Annotated in this window: 15 protein-coding genes and 1 pseudogene; 9 read left to right on the top strand and 7 right to left on the bottom strand. The window is 63.5% G+C overall.

Annotated features, from left to right (window positions below; translation table 11 throughout):
- The first annotated feature begins 113 nt into the window (after positions 1-113).
- Positions 114-1,469 carry an 8-oxoguanine deaminase gene (locus tag KHO53_RS13690; protein WP_010221749.1) on the top strand — a complete coding sequence of 452 codons (1,356 nt, stop codon included), beginning with the start codon at positions 114-116 and terminating at the stop codon, positions 1,467-1,469.
- Between the two features lie 188 nt (positions 1,470-1,657).
- Positions 1,658-2,611: an adenosine deaminase gene (locus KHO53_RS13685; RefSeq protein ID WP_213570407.1), complete on the top strand. Its 954-nt coding sequence runs from the start codon at positions 1,658-1,660 to the stop codon at positions 2,609-2,611.
- Between the two features lie 102 nt (positions 2,612-2,713).
- Here the strand turns inward: KHO53_RS13685 and KHO53_RS13680 are convergent, their stop codons facing one another.
- The 3 genes from KHO53_RS13680 to vimR all read right to left on the bottom strand — a co-directional run bounded on the left by KHO53_RS13680 (position 2,714) and on the right by vimR (position 6,376).
- A complete protein-coding gene (locus KHO53_RS13680; RefSeq protein ID WP_213570406.1) occupies positions 2,714-4,090 on the bottom strand; it encodes an MFS transporter in 1,377 nt (458 codons plus the stop codon).
- 122 nt (positions 4,091-4,212) lie between these two features.
- Entirely contained in the window at positions 4,213-4,929 is a 717-nt protein-coding gene (locus KHO53_RS13675; RefSeq protein WP_010221746.1) for an ArsR/SmtB family transcription factor, read from the bottom strand.
- A 538-nt stretch (positions 4,930-5,467) separates the two neighbouring features.
- Entirely contained in the window at positions 5,468-6,376 is a 909-nt protein-coding gene (gene vimR, locus KHO53_RS13670; protein ID WP_010221745.1) for a transcription regulator VimR, read from the bottom strand.
- Between the two features lie 116 nt (positions 6,377-6,492).
- Between vimR and KHO53_RS13665 the strand changes: the two genes are divergently transcribed.
- Positions 6,493-7,506 carry a zinc-binding alcohol dehydrogenase family protein gene (locus KHO53_RS13665; protein WP_010221744.1) on the top strand — a complete coding sequence of 338 codons (1,014 nt, stop codon included), beginning with the start codon at positions 6,493-6,495 and terminating at the stop codon, positions 7,504-7,506.
- A 125-nt stretch (positions 7,507-7,631) separates the two neighbouring features.
- Positions 7,632-7,796 carry a hypothetical protein gene (locus KHO53_RS13660; protein ID WP_010221743.1) on the top strand — a complete coding sequence of 55 codons (165 nt, stop codon included), beginning with the start codon at positions 7,632-7,634 and terminating at the stop codon, positions 7,794-7,796.
- On the opposite strand, the gene KHO53_RS13655 is transcribed toward KHO53_RS13660, so the two are convergent.
- Positions 7,780-8,961, bottom strand: a complete 1,182-nt coding sequence (locus KHO53_RS13655) for a multidrug effflux MFS transporter (RefSeq protein ID WP_213570405.1) — start codon at positions 8,959-8,961, stop codon at positions 7,780-7,782. The two genes, KHO53_RS13660 and KHO53_RS13655, sit on opposite strands and share 17 nt — an antisense overlap.
- A gap of 114 nt (positions 8,962-9,075) precedes the next feature.
- The gene (locus tag KHO53_RS13650) at positions 9,076-9,273 is read right to left on the bottom strand and encodes a heavy-metal-associated domain-containing protein (RefSeq protein WP_010221741.1); all 198 of its coding nucleotides are present in this window, start codon (positions 9,271-9,273) and stop codon (positions 9,076-9,078) included.
- A gap of 147 nt (positions 9,274-9,420) precedes the next feature.
- Between KHO53_RS13650 and KHO53_RS13645 the strand changes: the two genes are divergently transcribed.
- Genes KHO53_RS13645 through cueR form a run of 3 tightly spaced genes read left to right on the top strand, consistent with a single transcriptional unit; the run spans position 9,421 to position 12,665 of the window.
- On the top strand, positions 9,421-9,807 hold the full coding sequence (locus KHO53_RS13645) for a hypothetical protein (protein ID WP_010221740.1): 387 nt from the start codon (positions 9,421-9,423) through the stop codon (positions 9,805-9,807).
- Positions 9,808-9,861: 54 nt separating this feature from the next.
- Positions 9,862-12,264 (top strand): heavy metal translocating P-type ATPase, encoded by a 2,403-nt coding sequence (locus tag KHO53_RS13640; RefSeq protein WP_010221739.1) that lies wholly within the window; start codon positions 9,862-9,864, stop codon positions 12,262-12,264.
- Positions 12,261-12,665: a Cu(I)-responsive transcriptional regulator gene (gene cueR / locus KHO53_RS13635; protein ID WP_010221738.1), complete on the top strand. Its 405-nt coding sequence runs from the start codon at positions 12,261-12,263 to the stop codon at positions 12,663-12,665. The genes KHO53_RS13640 and cueR overlap by 4 nt, the downstream gene beginning before the upstream one ends.
- A 6-nt stretch (positions 12,666-12,671) precedes the next feature.
- On the opposite strand, the gene KHO53_RS13630 is transcribed toward cueR, so the two are convergent.
- Positions 12,672-13,565 (bottom strand): PA4780 family RIO1-like protein kinase, encoded by an 894-nt coding sequence (locus KHO53_RS13630; protein WP_036995573.1) that lies wholly within the window; start codon positions 13,563-13,565, stop codon positions 12,672-12,674.
- Positions 13,566-13,845: 280 nt separating this feature from the next.
- Here KHO53_RS13630 and KHO53_RS25985 point away from each other — a divergent pair.
- A pseudogene (locus KHO53_RS25985) lies at positions 13,846-14,934 on the top strand (cache domain-containing protein); the annotation flags it as partial.
- 90 nt (positions 14,935-15,024) lie between these two features.
- Entirely contained in the window at positions 15,025-15,792 is a 768-nt protein-coding gene (locus tag KHO53_RS25980; RefSeq protein WP_502937694.1) for a methyl-accepting chemotaxis protein, read from the top strand.
- Positions 15,793-15,906: 114 nt separating this feature from the next.
- Here the strand turns inward: KHO53_RS25980 and KHO53_RS13620 are convergent, their stop codons facing one another.
- The gene (locus KHO53_RS13620) at positions 15,907-17,184 is read right to left on the bottom strand and encodes an acetyl-CoA C-acetyltransferase (RefSeq protein WP_010221734.1); all 1,278 of its coding nucleotides are present in this window, start codon (positions 17,182-17,184) and stop codon (positions 15,907-15,909) included.
- Positions 17,185-17,279: the final 95 nt, after the last annotated feature.

Raw genomic sequence — 17,279 nt, 5'->3', positions numbered from 1 at the left:
CCCCGCGCGGTGGGTGTAGACTCGACACCTCGCCCACCGCGGCGGACCTGGATCAGCAGACAGGGCAACACTGAGCTGGCTAACCTGAACCCACTTTCAGAGGAGCCGGCACCATGCCTGCGACCCGCATCTGGTTGAAAAACCCCCTCGCCATCTTCACAGCCAACAGCCTCGACGCCCGTGGCGGCCTGGTGATTGAAGACGGCCGTATCCAGCAAGTACTTGGCCTGGGGCAAAGCCCGGGCAGCCCCTGTGGACAAGTCTTCGATGCCCGTGAACACGTGGTGTTGCCAGGACTTATCAACACCCACCACCACTTCTACCAGACCCTGACCCGCGCCTGGGCGCCGGTGGTCAACCAGCCATTGTTTCCCTGGCTGAAAACCCTCTACCCGGTCTGGGCCCGGCTGACCCCGGCCAAGCTTGAACTGGCGACCCGCGTGGCCCTGGCCGAGCTGTTGCTGTCGGGCTGCACCACCGCCGCCGACCACCATTACCTGTTCCCCGATGGCCTGGAAAACGCCATCGACGTGCAAGTCGAAGCGGTACGCAAACTGGGCATGCGCGCCATGCTCACCCGCGGCTCCATGAGCCTGGGCGAAGCCGACGGCGGCCTACCGCCGCAACAGACGGTGCAACAGGGCGAAGTGATCCTGGCGGACAGCCAGCGACTTATCCACAGCTACCATGAGCGTGGCGACGGTGCGCAGGTCCAGATCGCCCTGGCGCCCTGCTCGCCGTTCTCGGTCACGCCGCAAATCATGCGCGCCAGCGCCGATCTGGCCGAAGCGCTGGACGTGCGCCTGCACACTCACCTGGCCGAAACCCTCGACGAAGAGGACTTCTGCCTGCAGCGCTTCGGCCTGCGCACGGTCGATTACCTCGACAGTGTCGGCTGGCTCGGCCCGCGCACCTGGCTGGCTCATGGCATCCATTTCAATCCGGACGAGATCGCCCGCCTGGGCGCCGCCGGCACCGGCATCTGCCATTGCCCAAGCTCGAACATGCGCCTGGCCTCGGGCATCTGCCCAACCCTGGAACTGACCCGGGCCGGGGCGCCGGTGGGTCTGGGCGTGGACGGTTCGGCCTCCAACGATGCCTCCAACATGATCCTCGAAGCGCGCCAGGCCCTGTACCTGCAACGGCTGCGCTACGGCGCCGAAGCGATTACGCCGGAACTGGTTTTGGGCTGGGCCACCCGCGGCTCGGCGCAGTTGCTCGGGCGTACCGACATCGGCGAGCTGGCGGTGGGCAAACAGGCTGATCTGGCCCTGTTCAAACTCGACGAGCTGCGCTTCTCCGGCAGCCACGACCCGCTCTCGGCCCTACTGCTGTGCGGCGCCGACCGCGCCGACCGGGTCATGGTCGGCGGCCAGTGGCGGGTTGTCGATGGCCAGATCGAGGGGCTGGATGTCCAGGCGCTGATCGCTGATCACCGTCAGGCCGCCGCACAACTGATCGCGGGCTGATAGCTCAAAGGCAAGCAATGCCAACATGATGACGGTGGCGAAGCGCACGAAGAGGATCATGCCCTCGATCGCGTTGGTTTCGCCATCGTTGAAGGTTACCCGCAGGAACCGCCTGGTCAGCTTTCTCCGCGTAGACAGCGCAACCTCTGTAGAATGGCGGCAACCGCACCTGATGAGATTCCACCACTATGTACGACTGGCTTAACGCTCTGCCCAAGGCAGAATTGCACCTGCACCTGGAAGGATCGCTGGAGCCCGAGTTGCTGTTCGCCCTGGCCGAGCGCAACAAGATTGCCCTGCCCTGGAACGATGTCGAAGCCCTGCGCAGCGCCTATGCGTTCAACAACCTGCAAGAGTTTCTCGACCTCTACTACCAGGGCGCCGATGTGCTGCGTACCGAGCAGGACTTCTACGACCTGACCTGGGCTTACCTGAAGCGTTGCAAGGCGCAGAACGTGATTCACACCGAGCCGTTCTTCGACCCGCAGACCCATACCGATCGCGGCATCCCTTTCGAGGTTGTGGTCAATGGCATCAGAGCGGCACTCAAGGATGGCCAGCAGCAACTGGGCATCAGCAGCGGCCTGATCCTCAGTTTCCTGCGCCACCTCAGTGAAGAGCAAGCCCACAAGACCCTCGATCAGGCCATGCCGTTTCGTGATGCCTTCATTGCCGTCGGCCTCGACAGCTCGGAGATGGGCCACCCGCCGAGCAAGTTCCAGCGGGTGTTCGACCGGGCCCGTAGCGAAGGCTTCCTGACCGTTGCCCACGCTGGCGAAGAAGGCCCGCCCGAATACATCTGGGAGGCCATCGACCTGCTGAAGATTCAGCGTATCGACCATGGCGTACGCGCCATCGAAGACGAGCGCCTGATGCAGCGGATCATCGACGAGCAGATCCCGCTGACCGTCTGCCCGCTGTCCAACACCAAGCTGTGCGTGTTCGAGCACATGAGCCAGCACAACATCCTCGACATGCTCGAGCGTGGCGTGAAGGTCACGGTCAACTCCGATGACCCGGCGTACTTTGGGGGTTACGTCACCGAGAACTTCCAGGCCCTGCATGAGCACCTGGGCATGACCCAAGACCAGGCGCGGCGCCTGGCGCAGAACAGCCTGGATGCGCGGTTGGTCAAACCCTGACATTGGAGCTGGACCTGTAGGAGCGGGCTTGACCCGCGATGAGGCCAGTGCAGCCTGCACATCGGGTAGCGCTCGATCGCGGGGCAAGCCCGCTCCTACAGGTTAATCCTGAATCTCGCTCAGCTCCTCCAGGGTCTTGCCGCGGGTCTCGACCCCGAACACCCCAACCACCAGCGCCGCCACGGCAAAGCACAGTGCCCCCAGGGCAAACACCCCGCCCTGCCCGGCCAACGGAAACAGCAAGCCGGTGACCATCGGCCCGAGCAGCGAACCGATACGCCCGACCGCCGAGGCAAACCCCGAACCGGTAGCCCGCGCCGAAGTGGGATAGAGCTCGGGAGTGTAGGTGTAGAGCACTGCCCACATCCCGAACAGAAAAAACTGCATCAGCAGCCCCGTGCCGATCAACAGCTCCACCTGCCCGCCAAACACCGCACTTTGCCCGTACAGGTAGGCCATGACACCACCACCCAGCAAGGTCATCACGCAGGTCGGCTTGCGCCCCCACACCTCCACCAGCCAGGCCGCGACGAGAAACCCGGGAATCCCGCCCAGGGAAATCAGCACGGTGTAGTACACCGACTGAGTAACAGCGAAACCTGACTGCTGCAGCAACGCGCTGAGCCACGAGGTCAGGCCGTAGAAGCCCAGCAAGGCAAAGAACCAGACACTCCAGATCATCAGGGTGCGGCGACGGTACCGCGTCGACCAGAGCTCAACGAACGCCGAGAAAAAGCCCGGTGTCTGCGGCGCCGTTCGTGCCAATGGCACCGGTACGGGTAATTGCTGCAGCCCCAGCGAATTCATCACCTTTGCCTCGATGCCACGTAGCACCGTATCAGCCTCCAGCAGACGACCGGATTGCTCGAGCCAGCGCGGCGATTCGGGCAGAAAAAAGCGAATGGCCAAAACGAACACCGCAGGCACCGCGAGCACCAGGAAGATGTCGCGCCAGCCAATCAGCGGCAGCAGAAAATACGACAGCACGCCGGCGGCCACGAAACCCAGGGGCCAGAAACCATCCATCAGGGCAATGTAGCGGCCGCGGCGCTTGGCCGGAATCAGCTCCGAAAGCATCGACTGGGCAATCGGAAACTCCATGCCCATGCCGATCCCCAGCAGTACTCGATACAACGTCAGGGTTTCGACCGACTGCGCGGTCGAGCACAGGTAACTGGCCAGGCCCCAGAGCACGATGCTCCACTGGAACACCGGCTTGCGCCCGAAGCGGTCACCGAGCATTCCGGACAGCGATGCGCCCAGCACCATGCCGAAGAAGCTCGAACTGGCCAGTAACCCGGCCTGGGCCGTGCTCAAGCCGAACTCGGCTTTGATCGAGCCGAGCAGGAAGGTCATCATCGCCAGGTCCATGGAGTCGAAGAAGAACGCCAGGGCGATGATGATGAAAATCAGACGGTGGTAACCACTGATCGGCAAGCGTTCCAGACGCTGCGCCGCACTGTAGTCCTGAGCTGCCATGCAAGAATCCCCCGCAGTTGTGCCAACCCCGAGTGTCACGGCATCTGCCTTCGGGCGAGTTGTCAGCAGCGACCTCGCCAAATGCCGCAACGACGCCTGCCAAGCAGGCGCCTCTCCTCGGTTCAGCCGGCAGTCTTCAGCACTGGAACCTGGGCTATGCGGTTGATGTGTGCCAAACCCGTCGCGCTGATCTGCAACATGCGCGATGTTTCACTCTCACGTATCCAGCCGGACTGCAGAAACAGCTTGAGCAGGCTGCTGCCCAGCGCGCCTCCCAGATGTGGGCGGTGATCGCTCCATTCGCTGCAGCACCGGCAACTGCTGAAGCTTCGACGTTGATGCTGGGCCAGGGCCTCGATGAAAATCCCGTAAGCGGCGAACTGCGCGCGGCCGTGCGGGGTGACGTCGATGTGCTGCTCGCTGCCCTCCAGCCAGCCGGCATCGAACAGGCGCTGATAGAGATCGGCCGCCAGCTCGCCGCCCAGGTGATCGCCACACAGCCGTGCCCGGCGCATGGACAACGGAATGCCACCCACCTCCTGCTCGCGACTGTCTTCGGGTGTTTTGACCTGGACACTGGCCAGCGCCTCGACAGCCGCCCCAACTTCCGGCGCGGCTAACCTGAAATAACGTTTGCGCCCCCGCGGTTCCAGCTTCAGCAAGCCACTGGCCGACAACCTGGCCAGGTGAGCGCAGGCCGAAGAAGGCGTCAGCCCTGCCATGCTGGCGAGCTCATCGGAAGGTCGCGCCATGCCATCGATCAAGGCCCAGAGCATCGCACTGCGTTTCGGGTCTGCCAACAAGCTGGCGATCTGGCTGATACTCGTTACTGGTTTCATATCTCAACTCCCTGCGAGATCATGTCTGATATCGATTGATTAACCATGTCGGCAGCATTTACTGCGAGGTGTCCGATGCCAGAAAGGCAGGAAGTGGAAGTTATCAAGTCATCGTGTTCCTCCTGCAACACGAACATACAAAAGTTATTCAGGCTACTTGCGGTCAAGCACCTCACCGGCAGTCAGCCCGGGCCAGGGCCAGGCGATGTCTGAGTGAGAGGTAATACTTGCCGACCTGGACATGGAAGTATCTCTCGCTGGAAATGACTGCTGGATCCATTATAAGCCGCGTTGCGCCAACGTAATCCGGTCGATTTCCAAGGTATTGGCAACCTCAGCAATGGCCACCAGGCACAAGACTGAAGATACGTTTGGACATGAACACCCCAACCCCCATGTTACATATCTTGCTAGCAATTGACGGATTATTATCAAGTTCAGATCGCCCGATAAAACCTACAACAAATTATGCTGAAACTCACAAGAATTGCATGCCAGTCATGTAGGAGTGTCACGTAATAGCAACTTCTTGGGCAGTTTAACCCAGCAGTTTCTCGAGCATTATCTGACAACGCGCTCGAAGCATATTTCGCAATAACTGCACGGGTTTGCCCAACTGCGCCCGGTGGGTGCACATCAGGTTCAGGGGCGCCGCTTCACCACGCAGTTGTGGCATTAGCAACTTGAGGCGTCCGGCCTGCACATCGTTGGCCACATCCAGCCAGGACTTGTAAGCAATACCGACACCGGCCAGTGCCCAGCGCCGGACCACATCGGCATCATCACAAAAACGATCACCGTTGACGCTCACACCGACCTCACTGGCGCCCTCGCCAAAGCGCCAATGGTCATGCACACGGCTGCCCAACTGATACAGCAGGCAATTGTGCTCGGCCAGTTGCGCCACTTCGGCCGGCTCACCGTGGCGGGCCAGGTAGGCAGGTGATGCACACAGCACCCGGCGGTTATCCGGGCACAACGGCAACGCCACCAGACTGGAGTCTTCCGGGGCGCCATAGCGCAGGGCGATGTCCGCCGCCTGGCGAAACAGGTCGGCGTTGCGATCGCCCAGCAGCAAGCGCACGTTAAGCTGCGGGTGTTCATCCTGCAGCTCGTCGAGCCACGGCAAGAGTACGTTACGACCAAAATCCGAGGGCGCCGACAACAGCAGGGTACCGCTGACCTGATCCTGCCCATGGGCCAGGACTCGCTGCCCCTCCTCCAGGCTCGCCAGGGCGGAACGGGCATGCTGCAAGTACCCCTCACCCTCGGCGGTCAGGCGCAGATTGCGGGTCGAGCGCGCCAGCAAGCGCACGCCCAACTGCTGCTCCAGACGTTTGAGCGAAGCACTGGCCACTGCCGGTGACAGGTCAAGCAAGCGTGCGGCCGCAGACAGGCTGCCCAGCTCGGCGGCACGAACGAACAACTGCAGATCATCGATACGCATCCGAGACACTCGCCATTATCAAAAAAATATTGAAAGATTCTGTAGTTTTATCGGCTTTTAACGACAAGTGAAAGCGCCAATCATGGGGTCACGCCCTATCTGCCAAGGACCACCCCATGAAAGCCATTGCTTACTATCACTCCCTGCCCATCACCGACCCGGCAGCCCTGCAGGACATCGAACTGCCAGCCCCCGAGCCAGGCCCACGCGACCTGCTGGTGGCGGTGCGGGCGATCTCGGTGAACCCGGTTGATACCAAGGTTCGCCAGAACGTGTCGCCAGAAGGCGGCGCCGCCAAGGTGCTGGGCTGGGACGTGGCCGGGGTGGTCAAGGCGGTGGGGCGCGAGGTCAGCCTGTTCCAGCCGGGCGACAAGGTTTACTACGCCGGCTCCATCGCCCGTGCTGGCGGCAACAGTGAACTGCACGTGGTGGATGAACGAATCGTCGGGCACATGCCGAAAACCCTGGGCTTTGCCGAGGCTGCGGCGCTGCCTTTGACGGCTATCACGGCCTGGGAGCTGTTGTTCGAACGTCTGCAAATCGCCGAAGGCCAGCAGGACCAGGGCCAGAGCCTGCTGATCGTCGGCGCCGCCGGCGGTGTCGGCTCGATCCTCACCCAACTGGCGAGCACGCTGACCGGTCTCACCGTGATCGGCAGCGCCTCGCGCCCACAAACCCAGGACTGGGTGCGCAAGCTGGGCGCCGATCAGGTGGTCGATCACAGCCAGCCGCTGGCTGCCGCGCTCAAGGCTCAGGGCATCGAGCAGGTCACCCATGTCGCCAGCCTGACCCAGACTGACCAGCACCTCGATCAACTGGTCGAAGCCCTGGCGCCACAAGGCAAACTGGCACTGATCGATGACCCCAAGCAGTTGGACGTCACCAAGCTCAAGCGCAAGAGCCTGTCGCTGCACTGGGAGTTCATGTACACCCGCTCGCTGTTCGAAACCGCCGACATGATCGAGCAGCACAACCTGCTCGAGCGGGTTGCCGAACTGATCGATAACGGCACCCTCAAGACCACCCTCGGCGAGCACTTCGGCACCATCAATGCCGCCAACCTGCGCCGCGCCCATGCCCTGCTGGAAAGCGGCGCAGCCAAGGGCAAGATCGTTCTCGAAGGTTTCTGAAACCCCGCGCCCGCCGCGTTTTCGCGGCGCACGCGACCGTCAGTCCGACAACTGACCCAGGTCATTCCGCTCCCCGTGGCCAGCGCTACAATGCATCAGCCAACGCCAACCTCAGGTATGCAGATATGAATATCCAGGTCAGTGCATCAGCAAAAAAGCCCGGCTGCCCATGGCAGGTTCAGCTCGACCAGCATGTGGTGAGCTTTCGCAGCGAGGCCGAGGCCCGCGCCTTCGTCAACACCCTGCAAGCCCGGCTCCAGGCCCCGCACCCGCTCAAACGCAGCGGCTGAGAGTCAAGCGCCGGGTCAGCATCGCCACGCTCACCACCGCCAGGCCGCACAAGCTGATGACGATGGCCATCGGCACCGCCGTGCCATCGTGCAGCACCCCCACCAGCGCCGCGGCACCGGCGGCCACGCTGAACTGCAGGCAACCCAGCAGTGCTGAAGCGCTGCCGGCCCGGGCGCCCTGCCCGCTCATGGCACAGGCCGAGGCGTTGGGGATGATGCAGCCCAGGCTGGCAATACAGATGAACAGCGGAATCAACAACGGCCACAACGCCGTCGGGTGCAATGCACTGATCCCCAGCAGGGTCAGCCCCGCCGCCAGGTAAACCCATACCGCACGCGCCAGCAGGAAGGCCGGGCCACGCTTGGCCAGCAGCCGCGCGTTGACCTGCGCCACCAGGATGAACCCTGCGGCGTTACTGCCGAACAGCCAGCCATAGTGCTCGGCCGGCACGCCATAGAGTTTGATGAAGACGAACGGCGAACCGGCGATGTAGGCAAACATCCCGGCAATGGCGATGCCACCGGTCAAGGCGTGGCCGAGGAAGATGCGCTCCTTGAACAGCCTCCCGTACTGGCGCAAGGCACCGGACAACGGCTGGCGCGGCTGGTTGGCCGGCAGGCTTTCCGGCAGGCCGAGCGCCACGGCCAGGGTGCACAGGGCACTGAACAGGGTCAGGGCGATAAAGATCGACTGCCAACCGTACAGGTTGACCATCAGGCCACCGAGCATCGGTGCCAGGATCGGCGCCAGGCCCATGACCAGCATCAGTTGCGAAAAGACTTTGGCCGACCCCACCGCATCGCACTTGTCGCTGACAATCGCTCGCGACAGCACCATCCCGGCGCAACCACCAAGGGCCTGGACGAAGCGCGCCACGATCAACGTGTCGAGGCTCGGGGCAAAGGCACAGGCCAGCGACGCCATGGTAAATAGCGTCACCCCGACCAGCAGCGGAATGCGCCGGCCAAAGCGGTCGGCCACTGGTCCATAGGCCAGCTGGCCAATCGACAGGCCGAGAAAGTACGCCGCGAGGGTGGTCTGGATATGCTTCTCGTCGGTGCCGAAGGCCAGCGCCATGGCCGGGAAACCGGGCAGGTAGAAGTCGATCGCCAGGGGCCCGAACGCACTCAAGGCGCCGAGAATCAGGATGGTTCGCAGGTTCATCGGAAATCCGTAGCAGGCTAAGCAAGTCCGCTAGTCTAACCGCCCTGCCGGGGTTTCGCTGACAGAGTTACGCCTGCGCGATGAATCTTTTATCCACCGCGCGGGCGTCAGAGGTCAGACGGCTTCGGCCGTGTAGCCCTCTTCGCGAATCGCCGAGAGAATTTCCTCGGCCGGCAACTCGCTCTGCACTTTTACCTGCTTCTGACCCAGATCGACCTCAACCCTGGCGTCTGCATCCTGGGCCTGAACCGCGCGAGTGACAGCCTTGACGCAATGGCCGCAGGTCATTCCTTGAACAGTGAATACTTGCATTGCAACAGCCTCCTGTGGGGTTTGAGCGCAGTCTCAAGCTTGCCACCGGGGCAAGGTCAAGTACGAGGATTGCCTGCCGGGCTGGAAATCGGCGCGCCGCTCCGCCAAGCTGCAAGCCTTAGAATCGATTTGCAGGAGTTTGAATTCATGCGCAGGGCAGCTTTGGGCCTTTTCGGCCTGATGGGAGCATTGAGCCTGATCCCCCCGGCCAGTGCCGAGGGCAATGCCGACTACAGCATTCTGACCATTTCCCGCGAGCGCCTGGAAGTGGCGACCTCGTGCGAGATCGGCGTGTACCTCGATGACCAGCTTTCGGCGCGGCTGTTTCAGGAGCAGTCGACCTCGTTCAACCTGCCGCCGGGCCAGGTCGCGGTGCGCCTGCGCCTGCTGCCGGCACAGGCCCCCGGGTGCCAGAACGGCCTGGAGAACCAGCGCAACCAAAAGCTGACCCTGAGGGCCGGTGAGATCAATAAATACCGCATTGCCGTGGATCAGAATGGCCTCAAGCTGATCAGGGCCGGCCTGGGCTATTGACCTTCCCCGCATGGCAAGGTTGATGCTTGAGGCCTGTCCAAGGAGGAGTGCCCCATGTCCGCATCTACCACGTTCGACCTGCCGATTGCCGGCATGACCTGCGCCAGCTGTGCTGGCCGGGTCGAGCGCGCCCTGCGCAAGGTCGTCGGCGCCGAACAGGTCAGTGTCAACCTGGCCACCGAACAGGCCCGGGTCCAGGCCCCGGCCGATAGCCTGCCAGCGCTGGTCGAAGCTGTTGAGCAAGCCGGCTACAGCGTGCCATCCCAGACCCTCGAACTGCAGATCGGCGGCATGACTTGCGCCTCCTGTGCCGGCCGCGTCGAACGTGCCCTGGCCAAGGTTCCGGGCGTGCAGCAGGTGACCGTCAACCTGGCCAACGAACGCGCGCACTTGCAGCTGTTTGGCCAGATCGACAGCAGCGTGCTGATCGACGCCGTCAGCCAGGCCGGTTACACCGCCAGCTTGCCGCAGAGCGCCAAGGTCAACCAGGCCGAGGCCGAACAGCGACTGCGCAAAGAGCGTTGGTCGGTGGCCCTGGCGGTGTTGCTGGCCTTGCCGCTGGTGCTGCCGATGCTACTGCAACCCTTTGGCATCCACTGGATGCTGCCGGCCTGGGTGCAGTTCGTCCTGGCCACGCCGGTGCAGTTCATTCTCGGTGCGCGTTTTTATGTCGCCGCGTGGAAAGCCGTGCGCGCCGGCGCCGGCAACATGGACCTGCTGGTCGCAATCGGCACCAGCGCCGGCTACGGCCTGAGTATCTACCAATGGGTCACGACCAGGGACGGCATTGTTCCGCACTTGTACTTCGAGGCCTCGGCCGTGGTGATTGCCCTGATCCTGCTCGGCAAGTACCTGGAAAGCCGCGCCAAACGGCAAACCGCCAGCGCCATCCGCGCGCTGGAAGCCTTGCGCCCGGAACGCGCGCTGTTGCTGGTCGACGGCCAGGAGCGCGATGTCGCCATCAGCGAACTGCGCCTGCATGACCTGGTGCTGGTCAAGCCTGGCGAACGCTTCCCGGTCGACGGTGAAGTGATCGAAGGCCTGAGCCACGCCGACGAAGCACTGATCAGCGGCGAAAGCCTGCCGGTACCGAAACAGCCGGGCGACAAGGTCACCGGCGGCGCGATCAACGGTGAAGGCCGCCTGCTGGTCCGCACCCTGGCTCTGGGCACAGAAACCGTGCTGGCGCGTATCATCCGTCTGGTCGAAGACGCCCAGGCTGCCAAGGCGCCGATCCAGAAACTGGTAGACCGGGTCAGCCAGGTGTTCGTACCGGCCGTACTGGTCCTGGCGCTGATCACCCTGGTTGGTTGGCTGCTCGATGGCGCACCGATGGAGTACGCACTGATCAACGCCGTTGCCGTGCTGGTGATCGCCTGCCCATGCGCCTTGGGCCTGGCTACACCGACGGCGATCATGGCCGGCACCGGTGTCGCCGCCCGCCACGGCATCCTGATCAAGGATGCCGAAGCCCTGGAACGTGCCTATGCGGTCAACCGCGTGGTATTCGACAAAACCGGCACCCTCACTTCCGGCAGCCCGCGCATCGTCCACAGCCGGGCACTGGTGGGCGAGCAGGCGCACCTGCTGCAACTGGCCGGCGCCCTGCAGCGCGGCAGCGAACATCCGCTGGCCAAGGCGGTGCTGGATGCCTGTGAAGAACAAGGCCTGCCTGTGGCCGCTATCAGCAACAGCCAGTCGCTGACCGGCCGCGGTATCGCCGGCAGCCTCGATGGCCGCGAACTGGCCCTGGGCAACCGTCGCCTGCTGGATGAAAGCGGCCTGCAACCCGGCGAGCTGGCCGCCAGCGCCCAGGCTTGGGAAGCCGAAGGCCGCACCCTGTCGTGGTTGATCGAACGCAGCCCGCAGGCGCGGGTGCTGGGCCTGTTCGCATTTGGTGACAGCCTCAAACCTGGCGCCGGGCAAGCGGTCCGGCAACTGGCCGGACAAGGCATCAGCAGCCACCTGCTGACCGGCGACAACCGCGGCAGCGCCAAGGTGGTGGGTGAAGCCCTAGGCATCACCGACGTGTACGCCGAGGTACTGCCCGCCGACAAGGCCGCCACCGTTGCCGCGCTCAAGCAGTCCGGCGTAGTGGCGATGGTCGGCGACGGGATCAACGATGCCCCGGCACTGGCCGCTGCGGACATCGGCATCGCCATGGGCGGCGGCACCGACGTGGCCATGCAGGCAGCCGGAATCACCCTGATGCGCGGCGATCCGCGCCTGGTGCCGGCAGCCCTGGAGATCAGCCGCAAGACCTACGCCAAGATTCGCCAGAACCTGTTCTGGGCGTTTATCTACAACCTGATCGGCATTCCCCTGGCCGCCTTCGGCATGCTCAACCCGGTGCTGGCCGGCGCCGCCATGGCCCTGTCGAGTGTCAGCGTGGTCAGCAACGCGCTATTGCTGAAAACCTGGAAACCGGCCACCCCGCCTGAGGACGATGCCCAATGAATATCGGCCAAGCCGCCCGCCGCTCGGGCCTGAGCGCGAAGATGATCCGCTACTATGAGTCGATCGGCCTGCTCAAGCCGGCCTTGCGCAGCGACAGCGGCTATCGCCTGTACCAGCAGGAAGACCTGCACCAGCTGGCATTCATCAAGCGCTCGCGGGACCTGGGGTTTTCACTGGAAGAAGTCGCCCGCCTGCTGACCTTGTGGCAGGACCGTCAGCGCGCCAGCGCCGACGTCAAGGCCTTGGCCAGCCAGCATATCGATGACCTCAACCGGCGCATCGAGGAGCTGGTGAGCTTGCGTGACACCTTGAGCGAGCTGGTTGCCCACTGCCAGGGCGACGACCGCCCGGACTGCCCGATCCTCAAGGACCTGGCAGCCGGCGGCAGTTGCTGTCACTGACGGCGTTTACTGGAGCCAGGGCGGCGCCGGTTCTTCGTCCTTGACCATGCCCCGTTCGGCGTCGGCCTTGGCCGCACGTCGACGGGCTTCATCGATGCGTGCCGCGTCGATCTCGCGCATCACCCCATCAACGTCGGCGCTGTGCTCATCATCGGCGAATACCCCGGTCAGCGGGCTTTCCGGGAGCAAGTTGCCGGCCTGGTACAGCGCCCACATCTCGCGGGCGTAACGCGTCTGCTTGAGCTCCGGGGCAAAGCGCCCGAAGTAGGCGGCCATGTTGCCGACATCGCGCTCGAGCATGCTGAACGCATGGTTGTTGCCCGCGGCATCGACCGCTTGCGGCAGGTCGATGATCACCGGGCCGTCGGGCCCGAGCAGTACGTTGAACTCCGAGAGGTCGCCATGGACCAGGCCGGTGCAGAGCATCAGCACGATCTGGCGGATCACGAAGGTGTGGTACTCCCGCGCCTGTTCAGGCTCCAGGTGCACGTCGTTCAGGCGTGGCGCGGCATCACCGTACTCGTCGGCCACCAGTTCCATGAGCAGCACACCATCGAGAAAATCATAAGGCTTGGGCACCCGCACACCGGCATTGGCCAGGCGGAACAACGCCGCCACTTCGGCGTTCTGCCAGGCGTCTTCGGCCTCCTTGCGGCCGAACTTGGAGCCCTTGGCCATGGCCCGGGCCTGACGGCTGTTGCGCACCTTGCGGCCTTCCTGGTACTCGGCAGCCTGGCGGAAACTGCGCTTGTTGGCTTCTTTGTAGACCTTGGCGCACCGTAGCTCCCGACCGCAGCGGACCACATACACCGCAGCCTCCTTGCCACTCATCAGTGGTCGTAGTACTTCGTCGACCAGTCCATCTTCAACCAGCGGTTCAATGCGTTTTGGAGTCTTCATCGGTTTCTGTCGGGGGTCCTGTCTGGCCAAACACGTGATTGTTATAGGTCACAGGTCCTGGAACCTGCTTGTCGCTGAAGCAAGACCGCACTGCGTTGTAACGGCAATCCGCCTGACTTGCCATTCTTTTTCTGCCCGATGGCGACCAATCGGTCACAAAAATCGCCAATCATCAATAAATACGGGGGATTCTTCCCGAGTAACACTTTATTTCCAGAGTCCACGGCCGATGTAGTCTGCAGCAGCCTCGTACGTTTACAAGAAAAATTCTGGAGCGCGGATGAACATAAAACAAAAACTGACCTGGGCTTTTGCCGTGATCGCCGGCTTGCCAGTGATCCTGGTCGCTACCCTGGTGGTCCTCAACCTGCGCAGTGAAGCCCGCGAAGGCTTCGTCGACGGCAGCAGCCGCGAGATCCGCCAGGTGGCCAACGCCATGCAACTGTTCTTCGAAGGCATCAGCCAGAACGTCGACTACCTGGCTGCCCAGCCACTGGTCAGCGCCACCGGCAACGAGCTGAAAAAGTACATGAGCGCAGATGCCGCACAGATCGCCTTGGGTGAACCTGACAAGAAACTCCACGATTTCTTCGCCAGCCTCGCCGCCAGCCATCCCGCCTACTCATATTTGTCCTACGGACTGAGCGACGGCGGTTACGCCATGTGGCCGGGCGACGCGAAAATGGCCAACTACGACCCACGCCAGCGCCCCTGGTACCAGGCGGCCATGGCCTCCCCGGGCAAAACCCTGCGCACCGACGCCTACTACTGGGCCGGTGACGATGCGGTGCTGGTCAGCACCGTGCGGGCAGTGCCCAACCAGCTCGGCAACCCCGGCGGCGTGGTCAGTATCGACGTCTCGCTCAAGCAGCTGACCGAGATCGTCAAGCAGATCAAGCTTGGCGAAAGCGGCTACCTGATGCTGCTCGAAGACAATGGCAACGTGCTGGTCGACCCGCGCGCTCCGGCGCACAACTTCAAGCCGCTGGGCAGTCTCGGTGCCGGGTATGCAGAACTGGCCAAGGCCGGCAAGGGCCTGGTCGAAGTCGAGCTCGATGGCGAGCGCTACATGGCCAACGTCTGGCCCTCGGAGCAACTGGGCTGGAACTTCATCGGCCTGATCCGCCATGACGAAGTGATGCACACCGCGACCCAGCTGACCTGGCTGGTGGCCGCCATCGCCATCGTGCTGGCGGCGGTGTTTGCCCTGGTCGGGGCCACTTTCGCCAAGCTCATCGTGCGCCCGATCCACAGCGTCACCAGCGGCCTGGAAGGTATCGCCCAAGGTGAAGGCGACCTGACCCGCAGCCTGGACGTGCGCGGCCGCGACGAAACCGCGCAACTGGCCAACTGGTTCAACCAGTTCCTGGCCGCGATCCGCAACCTGATCCAGAGCATCGGCCAGGCGGCGAACAAGATCCTCGCCACCTCCAGCAGCTCGACCCAGGTGTCCCACGACATGGCCGAAGCCGCCGGGCGCCAGCGTGAAGCGGTGGACATGGTGTCAACCGCCTTCCACGAAATGGTTGCCACCGCCAACGAAGTCGCACGCTCCTGCAGCCAAGCCGCCGATTCGGCCGACAGTGGCCAGCAACAGGCCCGCGAAGGCCAACAGCAGATCGATGCGGCGGTGCAGAGCGTCGATCGCCTGAGCCAGGAGATCGAGCAATCAGCGCAGTCGATGCAGCATCTCGAACGCGACAGCAACGCCATTCAATCGATCCTCGGCACCATCCGCTCGATTGCCGAGCAGACCAACCTGCTGGCCCTCAACGCCGCCATCGAGGCCGCCCGCGCCGGTGAGCAAGGCCGTGGCTTTGCCGTGGTTGCTGACGAGGTGCGGGCGCTGGCCAAGCGCACCGCCGACTCCACCGCCGAGATCGACAACCTGCTCGGCAACCTGGCCAAGCGCACCAGTGAAGTGGCCCAGCAGATGCACGCCAGCCTCGAAGTATCGCAGCAGTCAGTCAGCCGCATTAGCCTGGCGCGCAGCAGCTTCGGGCAGATCCGCGAGTCGGTGGACATCATCCGCGACATGAACACCCAGATCGCCACTGCCGCTGAAGAACAGCACCAGGTGGCCGAAGACATCAACCGCCATATCAGCCAGATCCACGGCGATGCGCAGTTGGTGGCGGAGCTGGCCAACTCGGCGCGCCAGGACTCGCAGAGCCTGGCCGGTTTGTCCAACGAACTGGATGCGCTGGTACGGCGCTTTCGTACCTGACGACTACAGGCGCAGTTCGCCCGGGGTGACGCCGAACAGGCCCTTGAACGCGCCGATGTAGGCCGAGGTGGAACGCCAGTCGCCCGGCCCCGGTGGTGAGTCAGCCGGCACGGGTCAACGCTCGATGATCGCCGTCACGCCCTGACCGCCAGCAGCGCAGATCGAGATCAGGCCACGGCCCTTGCCGGCACTGGCCAGCAACTTGGCCATGTTCGCCAGAATGCGCCCGCCGGTGGCCGCGAAGGGATGCCCGGCGGCCAACGAGCTGCCCTTGACGTTGAGCTTGCTGCGGTCGATCGAACCCAGTGGCGCATCCAGGCCCAGGCGGCTCGTGCAGTACTCGGGGTCTTCCCAGGCCTTGAGGGTGCACAGCACTTGTGCGGCGAAGGCCTCATGGATTTCGTAGTAGTCAAAATCCTGCAGGGTCAGGCCATTGCGCGCCAACAAGCGCGGCACCGCGTAAGCCGGGGCCATCAACAGCCCTTCCTGGCCTTTGACGAAATCCACCGCAGCGGTTTCACCATCGACCAGGTAGGCCAGCACCGGTAAACCGCGTTCGCGAGCCCAGTCTTCACTGCCCAGCAGCACCACCGAGGCGCCATCGGTCAATGGCGTGGAGTTGCCGGCGGTCAGGGTGCCCTGGCCGCTGCGGTCGAATACCGGCTTGAGGCTGGCGAGTTTTTCCAGGGTCAGGTCGGGGCGCAGGTTGTTGTCGCGGGTCAGGCCCAGGAAGGGCGTGAGCAGGTCGTCATGCCAACCCTCGACAAAGGCGCCAGCCATGTTCTGGTGACTGCGCAGGGCCAGCGCGTCCTGTTCCTGGCGGTCGATCTGCCAGGTCTTGGCCATCTGCTCGCAATGCTCGCCCATCGACAAGCCGGTGCGCGGCTCGCCGTTGCGCGGCAGCTCGGGTTTAAGGTGGCCGGGACGCAGCTTGAGGAAAGCCTTGAGCTTGTCGGCGGTGCTCTTGCCACGGTTGGCCTGCAGCAAGATGCGCCGCAAGCCTTCGCTCACCGCGATCGGTGCATCCGACGTGGTATCAACGCCACCGGCAATGCCGCAGTCGATTTGCCCCAGGGCGATCTTGTTGGCCACCAGCAGGGCGGTTTCCAGGCCCGTGCCGCAGGCCTGCTGCAGGTCGTAGGCCGGCGTTTGCGCTGACAGCCGCGAGCTGAGCACGCTTTCGCGGGCCAGGCTCATGTCGCGCGAATGCTTGAGCACCGCCCCCGCCGCCACTTCCCCAAGGCACAGGCCATGCAGGCTGTAGCGTTCGATCAGGCCTTCAAGCGCGGCGGTGAGCATCGCCTGGTTGCTGGCGGTGGCATAAGGGCCGTTGGAACGGGCGAAAGGAATTCGATTGCCGCCTATGATTGCGACCCGGCGCAGTGAGCGCATGCGTGCTGTCCTCTTTTTCCCCAATGGTCCGCTACAGCGTAGGTGTTTTTTGCACATTCGAACGACCAATGGCCAATCATGGTCCACACTTTGAA

Source organism: Pseudomonas sp. RC2C2 (genome assembly GCF_018390435.1).
Taxonomy (GTDB): Bacteria; Pseudomonadota; Gammaproteobacteria; order Pseudomonadales; family Pseudomonadaceae; genus Aquipseudomonas; species Aquipseudomonas donghuensis.
Note: the sequence above shows the minus strand (reverse complement) of the source record. Positions and strands in the feature narration are given on the sequence as shown.